This window comes from Tunturiibacter gelidiferens, assembly GCF_014201335.1.
Taxonomy (GTDB): domain Bacteria; phylum Acidobacteriota; class Terriglobia; order Terriglobales; family Acidobacteriaceae; genus Edaphobacter; species Edaphobacter lichenicola_E.
Genome location: NZ_JACHEB010000008.1, coordinates 111,533 through 128,603 on the forward strand (window position 1 = coordinate 111,533; position 17,071 = coordinate 128,603).

Consider the following 17,071-nt stretch of genomic DNA (forward strand, 5'->3'; position numbering starts at 1 on the left):
TCACGTCTTCCATGAACTTTGAATAGTGCTTCCAACCATTCGCCAGCAACGACAACACACTCACGTGCATTGTCTCCTCGAGCGAATCGGTGACACCCTCCTGAATACTGCTCCACGAGATCATCTTGGGCACCTTCTTGCGCAGTTCGGTCAGCTCCTCCGCGCCAAGTGCTACCTTGAGCTCTGTCTCCGCCTCCCCGCCTGTGACCAGCGAAAATAGATCACCCAGGCTGAGATCCTCAGTGAGGACCGCTGTGTCCTTCTTTTCGCTCTGCTCTTCAGGCTTTGTCATCATTGCTCCTATCCGGATCTGCGCTTCGTTTTTAAGAACGTGATGCGCTCTTCCGCGGGCCCCACATCAGGTACGAAACTCAACGACACATAGGGCTGCTTGTCCACAAAAGTCATCTTTGGCGTGTCCCACCGGCAGCCTGTAGTCACGTTCACCAGCATGGGCAAACTCAGCAATCCCAACCCAGCCATCGATGCGAGCAGCACGGTAACCCGGGGCCAGATCACAGGCTGAACGTGCAACACAATCTCATGATTCAGTTGCAGTTTGTCTACGGTTGTTGTTCTCGCCAACACCGTATACGTCTTCGCCTTGGCATAGCGATGCGTGGCCGAATCGCTCACCGTCTCCACGGCCGAACCGTCTCCCCAGTTCAACTGATAGCTCGTCCCTGCGTGTGAGGGATTCAACGCTGCCGTCACGACTACCCGCTTACCTACCGCGGGCCGAGACGACGATGCGGTCAAGTTCAAAACGGGCGGCGGAAGAGGAGGAGGATCCGGTGTGGGCTGGTGAACCTGCACAAAGTTTCCTCCATCCAGACTTTTTGGCGGCCCTGACTGGTCGGGCTTCGACGCATCTTGAGGCGTAGGTTGAGGCGGTGGCGGCGCTGGTTGACCGTCTTCTGTCGAGGTATCCCCTTGCGGTCTAACTGGCACTGCGGCTGCGATACCTGCCGGCGGCTGGCTTGGCGTGTGCTGCGAATACGGTGCAGCAGGCAATGGCTGCTGATCACCCCTCGTCGGAATCCCCCGCTGCAACGGAACCCCTTGCTGCAAAGGGAACAGCGGTGATGGTATAGGTTGTGGCCAGTCTGGCGGACGGTTTCGCCCCTTGATCGGCAAAGGTGGTCCGGCGGGCGGCGGCATCGGCTTCTGCCTTGGTGGCTTCCGGTTCTGAATATTCGTTGACTGCGTTGGCGTCGGTTGATCTTTCGACGGCTTCTGGTTCGAGGTATCTGACTCCGGCGGTTGCTGCGTTTGATCTCCCGATGGCGGAACACTGGCCGGTGTCTGGTTCGATTGATTCATCATCAGCGTTCCGGTCGTTGTACCGGCCGATGGCGGGGGGACCACGCCATACGCTGTCGGCCCAGCAGGCTGCTGCACGGCGTGAATATTCGGTTCAACGAGCGAATTTGACGAGGCTGGCTGAGGTTGTGGGCTAGCGGAACTCTGCGCCGGTACAGCACCGGAAGGATGCGCTTGTACGGTCCCTGCTGGTGGCAATAGTGCGGCGCTAGAGGATCGCCTTTGTGCTGCCAGAGCCGCCTGCTGACCCCTGTTCGTCGTCGCGGCCTTCGGCGGAGTGGCAGAATTGCGCGCAGGTGATTGCTGCCCATGAGCCGTCCCGGAATTCGAGCCTGTCCGATGGGTTGACCCATTCTGCGCCTCAATCACCGGCCCAGCGCTCACCCCAGCGCATACCAGACTGAGAACTCCGATCCATCCAAGGCGCTTCGTCATGGAAATCCCCCAGGCAACCGCAGGTTTCCACCTTAGAAGAATGGTGACTTAACTCCTGTCATCGTTTCCAAGTAAAATCCCTCCGTGCACGCGGGGCCGCGAAGTATCAATTCAAAATCCAAAGGACAAAAACCATGGCACATCCCTTCTGTCATATGGAACTAGGCAGCACCGACGTCGCGAAGTCAAAAACCTTCTACACAACCATGTTCGGCTGGAACATCACGGACATGGACATGGGCGGCGGCATGACGTACTCGATGTTCAAACCCGAAGGCGGCGGCCCAGGCGGCGGCATGATGAAACATCCCGTACCCGGAGCACCTTCGTCATGGCTCCCCTATGTCGCGGTCGATGACATCCACGCAGCCACAAAGCAAGCCGCGAGCCTCGGCGCAAAGGTGATGAAAGACGTGCAGGAGGTTCCGCACACGGGCTGGTTCAGCATCATCCTCGACCCTACCGGCGCTGCGCTCGGCCTCTGGCAAGAGGCAAACAAGTCTTAAACTCAAGTAACGACGTAGAACGAAACGGCCGGGAATCCAGTTGCTGTCTCACCGCACACTGGGCCCGGCCAGCTTTTTTGTTTAGCGCGCAGCGGTCTTCGAACGATTCTCCATTGCGTCCAATCTCGAACCCACGTCGCAGCAGATGGCCGTCATACACTAGTCAGCAGATGCGATCCGTTCTTCTCCTCCTGTCCCTCGTTTTGGCGGCAACACACGCCACAAACCGCGCCTATGCTCAATGGGATATCGAAGAGTCCCACACTACCGCCAGCCTGCGCGGCATTCACAACGTCGGCGGTGGAGTTGCGTGGGCCAGCGGCACCGACGGCACCGTGCTCCGCACCGAAGACGGCGGCTATCTCTGGCAAACCTGCTCGATTCCACCCGGAGCGGAGAAGCTAGACTTCCGCGGTGTCCAGGCGTTCGACGAAAACACCGCCATCGTCGTGTCCAGCGGCCCCGGCGACCAGTCCCGCCTCTACAAAACCACCGACGGCTGCCAGACGTGGAAGCTGATGCTCACAAATCCTGATAAAGATGGTTTCTGGGACTCTTATAAACTCGATCAACGTGGACATGCTGGCATCCTGCTGGGAGATCCCGTCGCAGATCATTTCCCCTTGTGGCAAATTGATCGAGATGAATCCGCATTTCAGATTAAGCGCTTCCACAAAACACCCGAATCGCGAAATGGGGAAGCAGCGTTCGCCGCAAGCAACTCCGCCTTATTCGTCGAAGATGTTTTCTTCGACGTTTGGATTGCCACCGGAGGAGTTGGGGGAAGTCGCGTCATCAAGCGAATTAATCATGACTTCGACTCTTTGGGGTTTGACACGTTTCCTTCACGCTTAGTCCCCATCGGGCACCATTCGGAATCTTCTGGAATCTTCAGCCTGGCGTTCCGCAGCAATCCCCAAAGTTTTGCTCACGATACCGCTTTTATTACCGGCGTTGCGGTCGGAGGCGACTACAAAAAGCCCGATGACGCTACCAACATCGCGGCCTTCACCGGAAACGGTGGAAAGACTTGGACAGCCTCCACAAAACAACCCCACGGCTACCGCTCTTCCGTGGCGTACGACGTAGGACAGAAACTCTGGATCACCGTTGGCCCGAACGGCACTGACATCTCGACCGACGACGGGAAAAACTGGCGTCCACTTACGCCTTCATCCACTGATCCTGCCGACGCGGACAAGAACTGGAACGCGCTATCGCTTCCTTTTGTTGTGGGTCCTCACGGACGTATCGGCCGTCTTCGCACCATCTATCAAAAGTCAACGGCAAAGAACAAGCCCTGATCCCGCATAACCCTTGGGAATCAAGCCAGTCGCAGTAAAACCTCACGTAATTTTTAACGTTTATTGCTGCTGCGGAGTTGTTGGTGTCGTGCCGGTCCCCTGTGTGCCAGAGCTCGGAGAGGATCCATTTCCTGAACTTGGCGACGATCCAAAACTTGACCCTGACGAGGAACCGAAACTCGACCCCGACGAAGATCCAAATCCTGAAGTACCTGAAGCTCCATATCCTGACGTGCCACCCGCGCCTCCCACGCCCGAGCTCATTCCGCCTGCGGAACCCAACCCCTGGTTTCCCCCGCCCATCAGACCCGCCGCCTGCTTCAGCTGCTCAATCCGAGGATCGTAGATAAATTCCCAGGTGTTGTACGACGTCTGCTCGTTCAGCACGACGATCGACGTTCCCTCCTTCGGAATTCCCACACCGACAAACGGCGCGCCGCCGACCCCAAAGCCCGAACCGGATTGACTCGCGTTTCCAGCGGCAGACCCCAGTGTGCTGTATGAACCCGTCGTTGAGCCAGTCCCCGAGCTGTCTGTTCCGGTGGTCGCCCCACCCGCCCCGGGCGTTCCTGCACTGGGAGCTCCCGTGCCGCCGCCCGTGTTGCTGTAACCAGGCCCGGAGGAGGAGCTCGTTCCTCCTGATCCAGACGAACCTCCCAGGGTGGGAGACCCAGACCCTGACGATCCACCGAACGCACTTCCGCTCGACCCTCCAAACGCCGACCCCGAACCCGAACCCGCTGCTCCTGCGCCGATCGCTCCCGAGGAGGCCGATCCGGAAGCCGAGCCCAGCCCCGGCGCCAGGCCCGTCAGCGGCTGGCCGAATAGTCCCTTCACAGTCGTCTTCGCCTCGCCTACGTGGATCAGTCGCCAATCCGACTTCCCGGTAAATGGGTCGACATACTGCTGGCGCAGAAATTTCACCGGAGTGCCCTTGGCCAGAGCATCCATCGTACCGGGGTAGCTGCCCGACTTCCGGTAGTAGAGCTGGATCGCCCGAACGTACTGATTGCCGCGATGCACCGCCTCCACCTCGCGGTCGCGCTTCAGTTCCTGAGCCATCTTCGGCGCGGCGATACCCAGCACCAGCAGAACGATGAAGATCGCAACGATCAACCCCACCAACATGAATCCCTGCTCATCATGCCGCTCCGTGCGCAGATCAGCCACCACGCCGTCAGACCAGCGGTGGCCATCAAGCCAGTATCGGAAGTCAAATCTCTTCATCGCGTCTACCTCAAGCGCCGACCGTCTCAATGCGACAGCAGCGGCAGGGTCTGCTTATTATTATTCGCCATATCCTCCACCAGCACTGAGTTGGCCGACACCGTCACAACCCTATACTTCCGTTGGACAATATCGCCATCGGAGGCGAGGAAGACGTCCTCCCCGTGCAACAGAAACGCTCTGCGTTTTCCATCCGCTCCGGTCGCCGTCCCAAAAAACTTCAGGTCGATCGGTGGCGGCGGTGGTGGACCCGGCGGTGGCGGTGGGGGCCCCGGCGGCGGAGCCTTCTCCTTCCGCACCGGCACAATTGGCTTCGGAATATCGACCGGCTCCGAGCTCGCGGAAAAGATATTCCGTCCGCCACCCGAGTAGACCAGTGACTCCGTCACCAGCATCGCGTCCATCCGCAGCGTCGGATCAAGCTGCGCTGAAGTTGTTCCAAGCTTTTTGGCCGCGGCGCCAGCGATATTGCCTGAGGGAATCGCAACGACGGCTCCCGCAGCAGGAGCAGACCTCGCAGGAGCGGTCACCACGACGGGCGGCGCTACCGGCGCAGGGCTGTCGTCGCGCAGCTCGTAGTACAAAACTCCAGCCGCAACCAGCACGAACGCAGCAACCGCGCCGCCTTTCTTCTGTTGATCCGCAGTCAGCCGTATCATCGCTGGCCTCCAGCCTCTGGATTTTCAGAAGAGCTGTCGGCAGCCTTCTTTTCCTCCGCACCCGCCACAATCTTGTCCGAGCTTTCCGTCCCCACCGGCGATCGCAGATACGTCGTCAGCCGAAGCCGCAGCCCCACTGTCCCGCTTTGCTGGCCAGTCAACGTAAGCCCGCTGATCAGGAAAAACATCTTGTCCCGCTCGAGCGAGTTGATAAAGACCACTAGCGGCCGATAGTCTCCGCTAAGGCTCGCATCCATCCGCGCTTCGGTCAGCGCCCCCGCGGTTCCATCCATCACGGGCGAGTACGCGTACTGCACCCGCGTCAGCTTCACACCCTGCTTTTTCGCCAACGCGCCCAACTCTCCGGCTACCTCAGAGTTCGCAAACGGCAATCGCTCCTTATAAAACTTGTCGGCATCTTTGGTAGCCTGCGCGAGCTTCTCATCAAGTCCCTCGAGTGGCTGTCTCGCAATCTCCGCCGTCTTCATCTGCACCGTCTGGTCCGCCAACGCAGCAGCGTTCTGGTTGTTCGCCGCGCGCCACGCAAACGCCATATGCGCCAGCAGGTAGAGATTCACGAGCCCGAACGCCACCGCTCCGGCGATATGAAAGTTCTTCAGCGTACCCAGCCGGCTCGCCTTCTCGGCCCATTGCTTCGCCGCCACTGCAGTCCGCTTCTTCTCGGCTACTGTCGTCATCGCGCCGCTCCCTTCTGCGCCGGAGCTTTCACCGCACCAGCTCCGGGGAGCGCACTCTTCGGTGTCGTCCTCTTCTTCTTCACCGCGCCCGTATCACCCTCCGTCGCATCGCCCTTGTCCTTCTTGTCCTTCTTGTCCTTCGCGGCGACAGCTTTCACAGGCTTTTCCGGCAGCGGATTATACCCACTCAGTACATCGAACTGAACCGCCCCAGGAGCCGTCAGCTGCGCAGCATTTCGGTTTCCCTCCTGCGTCTGCGCCTGCTCCGACGCCAACCGTGGCGAAAGGAATCGCTGCGATGTCTCAAGATTCCTCACCAGTTGCACAGCCTTCTCGCGATCCCCGCTCACGCGCAGCCGAATATTTACGTCGCCTTCCTTCGAAATCACCGGATCGATGCTCGTCACCTGAACACCTGCGGGCAGCACCTTCTCAAGGTCCATCATCACAGCTGTCCAGCTGAAGCTCTTCTCCGCAAACGCAGCATTCAGAAAACGCGATCGCTCAAGCACCGCCATATTCTGCGGTTGCCGCATCCTTGCCTCATTCGCCATGCGCTCCTGCTGATACCGCTGCGTCTTCGCCTTCAGCGCAGCCATCTGCGCCTGCGCTACCCTGGCCTTCGCATTCAGCGAGTGCAGCGCAAACCACAGTCCCACCGCCAGCAACGCCAGCACCACCATCGCCAGCCGCAGCTTTGCAAACAGCGGCCTCAGTTCAATAAACGGTCTATTCGCGAGATTGACAGAGATCCGCATCAGTTCTTCAGAGCTCCCCGGACGCCGGCCAGCCAGCCTCGCGGCACACTCGCCGTCACTGCTCCCGCTTCCATCATTCCTGCGTCCACCAACTCGCGCACCCGCAGACCCTCCAGCCCGTACTCCCCCGCCTCCGCCAGCGTGTCTGCACCGAGCGTGCCCGCAACCAGCAGCTGTTCGGGAGCGGTCTGAAGCGAGTCTTCAAAATACGCCGCCGCCACACTCACCGCCTGCGCCACCTCGCGTGCTGCCGCCTGAGCCTCAATGTGCCGCACCAATGCGGTCCCCAACATCGAGGGTGGCATCTCACTGTGCGCATCGAAGCGATCCCATCCGCCCGGCCCCAAGGGCTCCTGCTGTGCCCACTCCTGCGCCGAACTCTCCCGATCCACCAAAGGAATCGAGGTCTCGACAAGTTCAATCGGCGCAACTGCGTTCGGCCCCGCGCCCATATCGACCGAGCGATGCAGCAGCAGAACTCCCGCCTGCACAATCGCCGTCGTCACTGAACCCAATCCCGCATTGACCACCAGCACTGGCGATGTGGTTTCATCAAGCCCCGCCAGCGCCGCCAACGTACTCGGAAGCACCGCGCCTGGCAGATATCCCGCCGCAAGCACCATGGCCTCATACTCCTCAAGCACAGCCTTCGGGATCGCAACTGCAAGCAGCTTGATGGTTCCCTTCTCGTTCGACATCACCTGATAGCTCACCATCGCATCATCCGCGTCGAACGGCAGCAGCTTCTTCAAGCGAAAACGCACCAGAGGCAACGCCTCAACTGTCTTGGTCGGCAGTTGATCGAAATCGAGAAAAAGCACCCGCACCGCGGAGTCCGGCACCACCAGCGTCACATCCCGCAGACGACCCGCACCACGCTCGGCGCGATCCGACGATCCACGCCCCGAAACTGCATCGAGTGCCTTGCGCACCGCCAACGACACGCACGTCTTATCGACGACGTTGCCGGGCTTCAATCCAGGCGCCAGCGCACCACTAGCTAAATCCACCCGCGCCACCGACGTCAACAGAGCAGCCGCATCCTCGGCCCGCGCCGCCACTACGCCCTCTGCGCGAACCTCAACCGCCAGCCGCGGCCGCGTGCCCAATGTCTTCGGTAAAATTTCCATTCCGTCCTAGACTACCTTGCTCTATCGATTGACACTACGTCACCATCATGGTGCGCGCAGCGGCAAATCGTGTTCTCCCGGCCCGCTCTACCGTCCCGCCTCAATAAACGTAACCTTATTGATCTCGCGCAACGTAGTAATGCCGTCCCGCACACGCTCCAACGCCGAATCGCGCAGGAACGCCATGCCCTTCTCTTTGGCCTTCTTACGAATCTCGCTTCCCGGCTTCTTCGCCAGCAACATCTCGCGGATCTCGTCATCCAGCTCCAGCAGTTCGTGAATCGCCGACCGACCGCGAAATCCCGTTCCCCCGCACTCGATACATCCAGGTCCTTCGCGGAAGTTGAACCCACGCCACTCATGCAGATCCAATCCGCTTGCCAGCAACTCCGCGTCACTGTAGTGCACATCTCTCACGCAAAATTCACACACCTGCCGCACCAACCGCTGCGCCAGAATACAGTTCAACGCCGAAACAAAGTTGTAGGGCTCAACACCCATGTTCAAGAACCGTCCCAAAACGTCGACCACGTTGTTCGCGTGCACCGTTGTAAACACAAGGTGTCCCGTCAGCGCCGAGTTGATCGCAATCTGCGCGGTCTCCGCATCGCGGATCTCACCGACCAGAATCTTGTCCGGGTCATGACGCAGAATAGAACGCAATCCACGCGCAAACGTCAGCCCCTTCTTCTCGTTCACCGGAATCTGCGTGATGCCGCGAATCTGATACTCCACCGGGTCTTCGATCGTGATGATCTTATCTTCTTCAGATTTGATCTCGTTCAACGCCGCATAAAGAGTCGTCGTCTTACCCGACCCCGTCGGTCCTGTCACCAGCACCATGCCGTACGGCTCTTTGATGTAACGCCTGAACCGCTCAAGGTCTTTCGCCGCGAAGCCCACGACATCCAATGAAAGTTTCGTGAACTTTTCAGACATCGATTCTTTATCAAGCACACGTAACACAGCGTTCTCGCCATGCACCGTCGGCATAATCGACACACGAAAATCGATCAGCCTGCCCTTGTACCGAACGCGAAAACGTCCGTCCTGCGGCACGCGGCGCTCGGCAATATCCAGCTCGCTCATAACCTTGATACGCGACAGAATCGTCTGATGATGCTCGCGTGCAATCGGTGCCATCGCCTGCTGCAGCACACCGTCAATGCGGTACTTCACCAGCAGCGAATCATCGAATGTCTCAAGGTGAATATCCGAGGCGCGCCGCTCCAGCGCAGTAAATATAGTGGTATCAACAAGTCTTATGATCGGCGAGATATCATCTTCGCTCGTCAGCCGCTCGATCGAGATATTCGAGTCCTGGTTGTCGTCTCCTGACAACACATCGAACGCAAGCCCTTCGCTTGCCTCGTCGAGCACACGCTGGCTCTGCTCGGTCTTCTTCAGTAGCTCCGTGATCTGGCTCAGTGTCGCCACCCGCGTCACCAGCCTCTGGCCCAGCAGCCCCGAAATTTCGTCCAGCACCATCAACTTCGAGGGATCGGACACCGCAATCGCGAGCTTGCCCTCCATCTGCTCCAGCGGCACGAAGTTATACCGGAACATCATGTCCACGGGCACGCTCTTGAACAGCTCATGCGAGATCTTGAAGTTCTTCAGGTCCACAAAATCAGCGCGATAGCGACGTGCCAGCAGCTGCGCCCGCTCCGTCTCGCCCATTCCCGCTTCATTGATCGGTATTGCCAACGGTGCCATTGCCATATTCGTAAGACTCCCTTTGCATCCAACCGTCACTCACACCTTCGCGTCATTCACGGTGCGTTCAAACGATCTTCTTTAGTGCTAATCCCGCCACTACCTGGGCCGGAATCCGCCGAAGACGAAAACATCCGTCCAATCTTCTATTATTCAGCAAAATCACCTCTTATGGTATTCTCCGCGCAACCGCCTTTGGCCTCACATATGTACGTCTTTTGGAGGACCCAGCAGAATGAGCACTTACCCACCGACCCTGTCCGCTCTCGCCCCCAAGGCCATCAACTGGTCCATCGCCCTCAGCATTCTGCTCATTCTTGCTGGTCTCGTCGCCGTCATGATTCCACCGTTCTCCGGCTTGGCCGTAACGCTCATCTTTGCCTGGGCCATGATCGTCAGTGGAATCACCCACTTCGTCTTCGCCTTCAAGACCCACACCACAGGCGGCGTGCTCTGGGAACTGCTGGTCGGCGCGATCTATCTCTTTACTGGCGTCTATCTGCTCCTGCACCCGCTCGACGCCCTCATCGTCCTTACCCTGATTCTCGCCGTCTACCTGGTTTTTGAAGGAATCGTTGAGATCATCCAGTCTTTCCAGCTTCGCCCCCGCCATGGCGCCGGCTGGCTTCTCTTCGACGGTGTCATCACCCTGATCCTCGCGATTATGATTTGGCGCTCCTGGCCTGCGAGCACTGTCTGGGTCATCGGAACGCTGGTCGGCATTAGCATGATCTTCAGCGGCTTCTCCCGCCTCATGCTGTCGCTCGCCGCAAAACGCGCTCTCAATCAGTCACTCTGAAAGACCTCCTGCGCGGAGGGCGGTCACTTCGTGACGCGTATACCGGGGGCATCCCATGCGACTAGAGCCCTCCCGCTGGTCGGGATCAAATCCAGTTGCCGACCAACGGGAGGCCAAGTCGAAGCGGTATATAAGTCACGAAGTGACCGCCGCACGCGCAGTGCGCCTTTATTCTTCTAAGGCTGATCCGCATTCAACGAATTGATCAAAGCATCCGCCTGCGCCATCGACCCATCGAGGCTCACCATCAACACATCCACATCGGTCGACATCTTCGCCGAAGTCCCCTTCAACGATCCAATTGCCCGCGCATTCAGATTGTGTTTCAAAAAAGTCACCTGATCATGAAACGCCGTAATCACAGGCGTCATCCGAGCCTCAGTCTGCCGCATCGACTTGATGTAGTTCGCCTCACTCAACCGCGACTGCCGCAGCATCACCGCCGACTGCGCCTTCAGTTTCTTGTTCTCCATCCCATCGATCTCTTTCTGCCACTCCTTGAAGAGATCGTTCGACACCTGATCGATCGAGTCGATCCGGTTATGCAACTTCTGCGCGCTATCCGCGGCCTTTTCGTATTCGCTATTCAACTTCTTATAATTCTTCTCAAGCGCTCCCCCCTGAAACCCCGTCAGCGCCTGAAACGACTCCATCGTCGTCTTGATCTGTTCCTTCGCCTGTTGCTGGTCCTTCTTCGAGTCCTTCACCCGCGACACAAGGATGTCCCGCTTCTCTTTTCCAAACGTCTTCATCGCCTTGTAGTAGGAGCTGGTACACCCAACCAGCACAATCAGCGGAGCCACCGCCGCCACGTATCGCAACACCCAACGTCGAGAGATCACAGTCAACTCATTCCCCCCTGTCAGAGCTTGACGAATTGTAACCTCTCCGCCGAAGATCGAGGCCCAACCGCGTCGCTAACCCACGACGGGAAGCCGATCTCCCCTCGAACGCAGCCAGAGTTCCATGGCAATCGTGTTGATCGAAAAACCAATCCAGAACGCGATGCCAAAGAACTGCCCCGGCTCAAGGTGAGTCAACCGGCTCGTGGCAAAGAACACCCCCATCACCGGCCGCGTGGTTGCGATACCAAGCAGAATCGCAACCGCACGCAACATCCAACGCGTCTTCGCAATCACGTCCCCCCGCCATGCAGCGAAAAACGTTCGTGCAAGCGAAAACAAAAAGAGGCTATTGAAGAAGAGAACCGCAGATCGCTCCACCCACCCTCCAACCGGATGTGTGCTCATGGCATAAGCAGTGACTCCCACCCAGGCCCCCAGCGGAAAGAACAGACGTTCCGTCCACGCCCCACCGGTTCGCCGCAACAAAACAAACGGAGTCAACAGAACAAACGCCATCGCCGGAAGAATATGAGCAAGCGTCAAGGTCTCGTGCGAAGCAAACACCGCATCAAGCGCCGCCGTCGGTGAAGTTCCAGCAACCCCGCCTCGTGTCGGATGCACAAGCACCGCAACCCTGCGCAGCACCACTGCAACCGCGATCACGACGCAGATCCAAAACACGACCTTCAGCCACCTGGGATAGACACTCGCCTCGATTCCCCGCACCGGAGCCTTCGTCTCCATACGCCCTCCCAGCCACATGACCAGGCCGCACCGAGCCTAAACACATGACGACAAGCAGGCATACGCAGCGAGGAATCCCGCCGTTCCCTACTGCCCTCCCGAACCACCCGCGCTCAGGCTGAAGATCGGAAGATACAGCGCAATCAGAATCGTCGTCACCACCAACCCCATCATGATCAGGATCAGCGGCTCAATCAAACTCATCGCCGCTGTCAGATTCGTCTGCACATCCTCTTCAAAGAACTCCGCCACCGAATTCAGCATCTGCGGCAGCGCGCCGGTAGACTCACCGACCTCGATCATTTCGATCGCCAGCTCAGGGAAAACCTTCGTCGCCTGCAAGCTGACCGACAAGCCTTTCCCTTCGCGCACCGTCTCGACCGATCTATAGACCGCGCTCGCAATCTCCCGCGAATCGATAGACTTCGCCGCTGTTTCAAGCGAGGGTACCAGCGGCAACCCGCCAGTCAGCAGCGTCGACAGCGTCCTAGAAAACAGCCCCACCTGGTACTTCAGCCACACACTGCCAAACACCGGCAGCTTGATGCGAATCTTGTCAATCAGGCTCGCGCCCGCATCCGTCTTCGACCAGCGATAAAGCAGAAACCCAACCACTCCCGCCACAACGGCCACATAGATTCCGTAAGACTGCGCCTCTTTCCCCAAATCAAGCAGAAACGTAGTCAAAGCAGGCAGCTTCGTCCCCAGCTGGTCATACAGCTGCGCAAACCGCGGCACCACAAACGTGATCAAAAAGATAAACAGCCCGATCACCATCACCACCAGCAGCGCCGGATAGATCAAGCTCGCCTTCAGCTTCTTGCGAAACGTTAGTGACACGCGCTGAAAGTCCAGAAACCGCTGCAGCACCTCTTCAAGATTTCCCGACCGCTCCCCCGCAAGCAGCGTCGTCGTATACACAATAGGAAATCCACCCTGCGCCTCGAACGCCTGCGAGATCGACTCACCCGTCTTCACCCGCGACGCCACATCCTCTAGCTGCGCACGAAAGTGCGGAATCTTCTGCCTCTTTCCCAGCAGTTCGAGCGACCCCAAAATCGGCAACCCAGCCTTGATCAACGTCAAAAATTGCTGATTGAAGACGAGAAAAGTCTCCAGCTTCACCTTCTTCTTGCTCGCCCCCAGCGCGCTCTTCGCCTTCACCGAATAGACGTAGTAGCCAGCCTGCGTAAACCGCGCCTTCAGCTCCTCCGCCGTAGCCGCCGCGTGGTTCTGCTCCATTACTCGTCCACGCTCATCCGCCAGCTTGATAACAAACTCAGTCATAGACCTCTAATACGCACTAGCCAATTCAAGTAGCTCAATCCATCTTAGACGTTCCAATAACAAAACCGCCCCTTACGCGCTTCAATCAGTGCCCACGTTACCATCCCCCGAATTGGTCACAGAATAGCTAAGGCAAAGACATAGCCTCCGTGTATCATCGCTTTGGCTTTTGCTACCGTTCGACAATGTCGCAGGCAGACGCAAACAATTACCCTGCAAATCGGACGACACTGCATCAAACCCGTTTCCGCTGAGCAACTTTTGAAGGACATGCCACAATGACTGCGACCCCTTGGTGCAAGACCCCCTCCGGAGCCCGATCGCTCCTCGCCTTCCTGATCACCCTTCTCCTCACTGTCCCCACCTTCTCTCAAACACCAATCTTTCCAGTACTTCCATACGATTTCGCGCTCTTCCCATCGAGCAGCTATGCCTACGCGGACTTCAATGGCGACGGTCAAGTGGACCAGGCCGCCCCAAACGGCATTAACGCGATAGGCATATCGTTCAACAATGGCGCGAATCACTCGCCAACCTTCGGCACCATTCAATTGGCATGCCAGCCACAGTTCGTTGTGGCAGCAGATCTAAATAATGACTCTAAGAGCGATCTCGCCTTCTCTTGCCAGACTCCCAACCAGCCGGCGTACGTCGGGGTGGTGCTTGGCAACGGCGACGGGACCTTTCAGGCGGCGTCCTACTATGCAGTCCCAGGCGCGGCCAGCGTTCCGCAACTTATTACCGTCGATCTGAACGGAGACGGTTATCTCGATGTCGCCGTCCTCACAGGATCTTCGCAGGTCGGTGTCCTGCTCAATCAGGGCAGCAGCAAACCAGGATCGCTCCTTACCGCTTCCCTCTACGCCGCGCCAACAGGTGTGTCTTTCCTCTATATAGGCGCCGGTGACTTCAACGGCGATGGCAAGCAAGACATCGTCGCAGGAAACACGCAAATTGCGGTCTACTACGGCAAGGGCGATGGAACGTTGAACACCCCGCAGCTCACAACTGCGACCATCTCAGGAAGCCAGCCCTTTGTCACTGGAGACTTTAATCGCGACGGCCTAGCCGACATTGCTTTTCTTGGATCGCCCGCACAGAGCCCTGCGACGTCACTTCAAATTTTGCTTGGCGATCCCAGCGGAAAGTTCACCACCGGCATCAATCTCGCGCTCGATCCGTCGGTGAACTACACCACGATCGTGCCTTTTCAAAACACCATCACGAGCAACGTCACAAACTTCGCCCTTATCGGCAATGTGACCTCAATCGCCCTCAACGATGGCAACGGAAACTTGTCTCTGGGTGAAAGCTACGGCGTATCGACTTTTGCAATCGCACAGGCCGGGAGCAATGGAAACACCAACCTTTACTTCCAATCAAATGTGGAATCCGTCGCCTTAATTGGCAATGGCAACGGCACCTTTCAAGGTCCTCCAGCTACTGTGCTGGGAGGTGGAAGCAGCACAACGCTCGGCCTCGACCTAAATGCCGACGGAGTCGCAGATGCACTCTCCATCGACACCGCGGGCAACCTTGTGGCTGCTCTCGGCAGAGGTAACGGTAGGTTCTCGGTCACAAGTCGTACCCCCGGCACAGGTCAACTTCTCGTCACCGGCGACTTCAATGGCGATGGCAAGCTCGATGCCCTAACAATCATTCCAGGCAATGTCAATAATCAGGGCGGGGAGATCCTCTCCACCGCATCACTCTATTTCTATGCCGGCAATGGAGACGGAACCTTTCAGCCGAACACGACCCCTGTGAATCTCACGATATCCGCAGCGGGAACCCCTCTGGTTGGCGACTTTAACGGAGACAACAAGCTTGACCTCATCCTCCCTTACGGAACTAATGTTGTAGAGGGACCTCAACCCCCAAACGGAGTTTTCTTCTTCGCGGGTAATGGCGACGGAACCTTCGCTGCTCCTGTCTCCTTGCCGCTTCCGTACAACACCATCGGCTTCGCCGTGGATCTGAACAACGACCATAAGCTGGACATAATTGGAGGCGGCACCGTTAGCCTTGGGAACGGCGACGGGACCTTCACACAACAACCTCTCGGCATCACCGGAACCATCCTCGCAATGGGCGATCTGAACGGCGACGGCAAGTTGGATCTGGTGGTCGGCAATAACAACGATCTTGGCTTGTATGCAGGAAACGGGGACGGTACGTTCCAGACCACCCCCTTCTACACACCCCAATTCTCAACCAGCTACAGCTCCGCTTCCGGCATCGCACAGGTATCGATCGGGGATGTAAACGCTGATGGCCACCCGGACCTACTCGTGCAATATGGCTTCTTCCCCACACCGGGATTTGAGTTCGCGGTGTTTACCGGAGACGGTACAGGCAACTTCGCTAACAATCTCACCGTTTCTCTGCCGAGCAGACTTTCTGCCGCTACTGGCATCAGCACCTTTGCTCGAGTCAATAATCAGGCGCCAGTTGGATCGAGCGACCACACTCTCGACTACCTATTCGGCACGGGGGGTGCTGTTGTCTCCCTGGTAAATCAGCTGAACCCCGCTCCGTCAGCTCCAGTTGCTCTATCCTCAAAGACGGTCCTCGCTGCCTCAGCAAACAGTGCAGCGCCAGGTCAGCAACTCACCCTTACTGCGACGGTCACAGGGGGCACTCCGACCGGCACCGTCTCCTTCGTTGCAGGTGGCAAAACACTCGGGACGGCACCTCTCACGAACGGAACAGCCACACTCGCGGTTTCATTTCCTGCAGCAGGGTCGTTTGCTGTCATCGCGAACTATTCCGGAGACAGCAACAACACACCAAGCTCCTCTAACCCGCTCTCGCTGGCAATCGCTCCAGTTGCTTCTAAAACGACACTTACCATCTCATCTGCCAGCGCCGGAACGAACCAGCAGCTAACGTTCACCGCAACCGTCTCGGGGCTCAACCCGACCGGAACGGTCACCTTTGCCTCCGCAACGGCCACCCTCGGCACTGCCTCCCTCACCAACGGCGTCGCCACCTTGCCCTTCACCTTCACCACCGCAGGCAGCTACGCAGTTACGGCGAGCTACGCAGGCGACCTCGATAACTCGAGCAGCACCTCTGCCGCCGTCACAGTTGCAATCGCAACGCCTGACTACTCCATCACTGCATCCCCATCCTCGGCGACCATCTCACCCGGACAGTCCGCAACGACCACACTCACAGTTACCCCAGTCGGCGGCTACAGCGGCACAGTGAAGTTCTCCTGCGGCACACTCCCCAGCGGAGCAACCTGCACCTTCGCCCCGGCCTCCGTAACGCCTACCAGTGGCGCTGCCACCAGCGTTCTGACCATCACAACCACCGCCCCTTCAACGGCCCGCCTCCGCGATCGATCGATCCCACTGCAAGGAATCGCATGGGCCAGCATCCTTCTGCTCACCCTATCCCCCCGCAAACTCCGCAGACTCAACCGCCGCTTCGCGCGCGCAACCCTGCTCACTCTCCTGTTAGCTGCCGGCTTGATCTCGTTCTCGGGCTGCAGCTCTTCTTCCCCCTCAAATAACACTCCGACAAATCCAGGCACTCCGGCCGGAGCCCAAACCATAACCTTGACCGCGGCAGACTCCTCCGGAAGCCTCTCGCACGCCATCAACTTCCAGGTGACGGTCCAATGATCGATAGC

Annotated in this window: 14 protein-coding genes; 4 read left to right on the forward strand and 10 right to left on the reverse strand. The window is 58.2% G+C overall.

Annotated elements, in window-relative coordinates; all coding sequences use genetic code 11:
• Positions 1 to 300 precede the first annotated feature (300 nt).
• Positions 301 to 1,758 (reverse strand): PKD domain-containing protein, encoded by a 1,458-nt coding sequence (locus HDF14_RS16720; protein WP_183978847.1) that lies wholly within the window; start codon positions 1,756 to 1,758, stop codon positions 301 to 303.
• 134 nt (positions 1,759 to 1,892) lie between these two features.
• Here HDF14_RS16720 and HDF14_RS16725 point away from each other — a divergent pair, with 134 nt between their 5' ends.
• Together HDF14_RS16725 and HDF14_RS16730 are read left to right on the forward strand one after the other, a co-directional pair.
• Positions 1,893 to 2,264: a VOC family protein gene (locus HDF14_RS16725; RefSeq protein ID WP_183978849.1), complete on the forward strand. Its 372-nt coding sequence runs from the start codon at positions 1,893 to 1,895 to the stop codon at positions 2,262 to 2,264.
• A 170-nt stretch (positions 2,265 to 2,434) separates the two neighbouring features.
• Complete coding sequence (locus HDF14_RS16730; protein ID WP_183978851.1) at positions 2,435 to 3,568, forward strand: hypothetical protein; 1,134 nt, start codon at positions 2,435 to 2,437, stop codon at positions 3,566 to 3,568.
• Positions 3,569 to 3,628: 60 nt separating this feature from the next.
• Here the strand turns inward: HDF14_RS16730 and HDF14_RS16735 are convergent, their stop codons facing one another.
• The 6 genes from HDF14_RS16735 to HDF14_RS16760 all read right to left on the reverse strand — a co-directional run bounded on the left by HDF14_RS16735 (position 3,629) and on the right by HDF14_RS16760 (position 9,762).
• On the reverse strand, positions 3,629 to 4,795 hold the full coding sequence (locus tag HDF14_RS16735; RefSeq protein ID WP_183978852.1) for a type II secretion system protein: 1,167 nt from the start codon (positions 4,793 to 4,795) through the stop codon (positions 3,629 to 3,631).
• A gap of 26 nt (positions 4,796 to 4,821) precedes the next feature.
• Positions 4,822 to 5,454 (reverse strand): hypothetical protein, encoded by a 633-nt coding sequence (locus HDF14_RS16740; RefSeq protein ID WP_183978854.1) that lies wholly within the window; start codon positions 5,452 to 5,454, stop codon positions 4,822 to 4,824.
• A complete protein-coding gene (locus tag HDF14_RS16745) occupies positions 5,451 to 6,152 on the reverse strand; it encodes a hypothetical protein (RefSeq protein WP_183978856.1) in 702 nt (233 codons plus the stop codon). Before HDF14_RS16745 ends, HDF14_RS16740 begins: the two co-directional genes overlap by 4 nt.
• The gene (locus HDF14_RS16750; protein ID WP_183978857.1) at positions 6,149 to 6,910 is read right to left on the reverse strand and encodes a PilN domain-containing protein; all 762 of its coding nucleotides are present in this window, start codon (positions 6,908 to 6,910) and stop codon (positions 6,149 to 6,151) included. Before HDF14_RS16750 ends, HDF14_RS16745 begins: the two co-directional genes overlap by 4 nt.
• Entirely contained in the window at positions 6,910 to 8,040 is a 1,131-nt protein-coding gene (locus HDF14_RS16755; protein ID WP_183978859.1) for a hypothetical protein, read from the reverse strand. Before HDF14_RS16755 ends, HDF14_RS16750 begins: the two co-directional genes overlap by 1 nt.
• An 87-nt stretch (positions 8,041 to 8,127) precedes the next feature.
• On the reverse strand, positions 8,128 to 9,762 hold the full coding sequence (locus tag HDF14_RS16760; RefSeq protein ID WP_183978861.1) for a GspE/PulE family protein: 1,635 nt from the start codon (positions 9,760 to 9,762) through the stop codon (positions 8,128 to 8,130).
• 229 nt (positions 9,763 to 9,991) lie between these two features.
• Here HDF14_RS16760 and HDF14_RS16765 point away from each other — a divergent pair, with 229 nt between their 5' ends.
• Positions 9,992 to 10,555 (forward strand): HdeD family acid-resistance protein, encoded by a 564-nt coding sequence (locus HDF14_RS16765; protein WP_183978863.1) that lies wholly within the window; start codon positions 9,992 to 9,994, stop codon positions 10,553 to 10,555.
• Between the two features lie 176 nt (positions 10,556 to 10,731).
• Here HDF14_RS16765 and HDF14_RS16770 read toward each other — a convergent pair whose 3' ends face one another.
• The 3 genes from HDF14_RS16770 to HDF14_RS16780 form a co-directional block, all read right to left on the reverse strand.
• Complete coding sequence (locus tag HDF14_RS16770; RefSeq protein WP_183978865.1) at positions 10,732 to 11,397, reverse strand: DUF2959 family protein; 666 nt, start codon at positions 11,395 to 11,397, stop codon at positions 10,732 to 10,734.
• Positions 11,398 to 11,472: 75 nt separating this feature from the next.
• On the reverse strand, positions 11,473 to 12,144 hold the full coding sequence (locus HDF14_RS16775) for a DUF2306 domain-containing protein (protein WP_183978866.1): 672 nt from the start codon (positions 12,142 to 12,144) through the stop codon (positions 11,473 to 11,475).
• Positions 12,145 to 12,231: 87 nt separating this feature from the next.
• Positions 12,232 to 13,431 (reverse strand): type II secretion system F family protein, encoded by a 1,200-nt coding sequence (locus HDF14_RS16780; protein WP_183978868.1) that lies wholly within the window; start codon positions 13,429 to 13,431, stop codon positions 12,232 to 12,234.
• A gap of 278 nt (positions 13,432 to 13,709) precedes the next feature.
• Here HDF14_RS16780 and HDF14_RS16785 point away from each other — a divergent pair, with 278 nt between their 5' ends.
• Complete coding sequence (locus HDF14_RS16785) at positions 13,710 to 17,063, forward strand: FG-GAP-like repeat-containing protein (protein WP_183978870.1); 3,354 nt, start codon at positions 13,710 to 13,712, stop codon at positions 17,061 to 17,063.
• Positions 17,064 to 17,071: the final 8 nt, after the last annotated feature.

Excerpts from the sequence above, each read along its gene's own strand:
- HDF14_RS16740 (WP_183978854.1), bottom strand. The coding sequence starts at position 5,454 with ATGATACGGCTGACTGCGGATCAACAGAAGAAAGGCGGCGCGGTTGCT.
- HDF14_RS16765 (WP_183978863.1), top strand. The coding sequence starts at position 9,992 with ATGAGCACTTACCCACCGACCCTGTCCGCTCTCGCCCCCAAGGCCATC.
- HDF14_RS16730 (WP_183978851.1), top strand. The coding sequence starts at position 2,435 with ATGCGATCCGTTCTTCTCCTCCTGTCCCTCGTTTTGGCGGCAACACAC.
- HDF14_RS16755 (WP_183978859.1), bottom strand. The coding sequence starts at position 8,040 with ATGGAAATTTTACCGAAGACATTGGGCACGCGGCCGCGGCTGGCGGTT.
- HDF14_RS16725 (WP_183978849.1), top strand. The coding sequence starts at position 1,893 with ATGGCACATCCCTTCTGTCATATGGAACTAGGCAGCACCGACGTCGCG.
- HDF14_RS16735 (WP_183978852.1), bottom strand. The coding sequence starts at position 4,795 with ATGAAGAGATTTGACTTCCGATACTGGCTTGATGGCCACCGCTGGTCT.
- HDF14_RS16785 (WP_183978870.1), top strand. The coding sequence starts at position 13,710 with ATGACTGCGACCCCTTGGTGCAAGACCCCCTCCGGAGCCCGATCGCTC.
- HDF14_RS16720 (WP_183978847.1), bottom strand. The coding sequence starts at position 1,758 with ATGACGAAGCGCCTTGGATGGATCGGAGTTCTCAGTCTGGTATGCGCT.
- HDF14_RS16780 (WP_183978868.1), bottom strand. The coding sequence starts at position 13,431 with ATGACTGAGTTTGTTATCAAGCTGGCGGATGAGCGTGGACGAGTAATG.
- HDF14_RS16775 (WP_183978866.1), bottom strand. The coding sequence starts at position 12,144 with ATGGAGACGAAGGCTCCGGTGCGGGGAATCGAGGCGAGTGTCTATCCC.
- HDF14_RS16760 (WP_183978861.1), bottom strand. The coding sequence starts at position 9,762 with ATGGCAATGGCACCGTTGGCAATACCGATCAATGAAGCGGGAATGGGC.
- HDF14_RS16750 (WP_183978857.1), bottom strand. The coding sequence starts at position 6,910 with ATGCGGATCTCTGTCAATCTCGCGAATAGACCGTTTATTGAACTGAGG.
- HDF14_RS16745 (WP_183978856.1), bottom strand. The coding sequence starts at position 6,152 with ATGACGACAGTAGCCGAGAAGAAGCGGACTGCAGTGGCGGCGAAGCAA.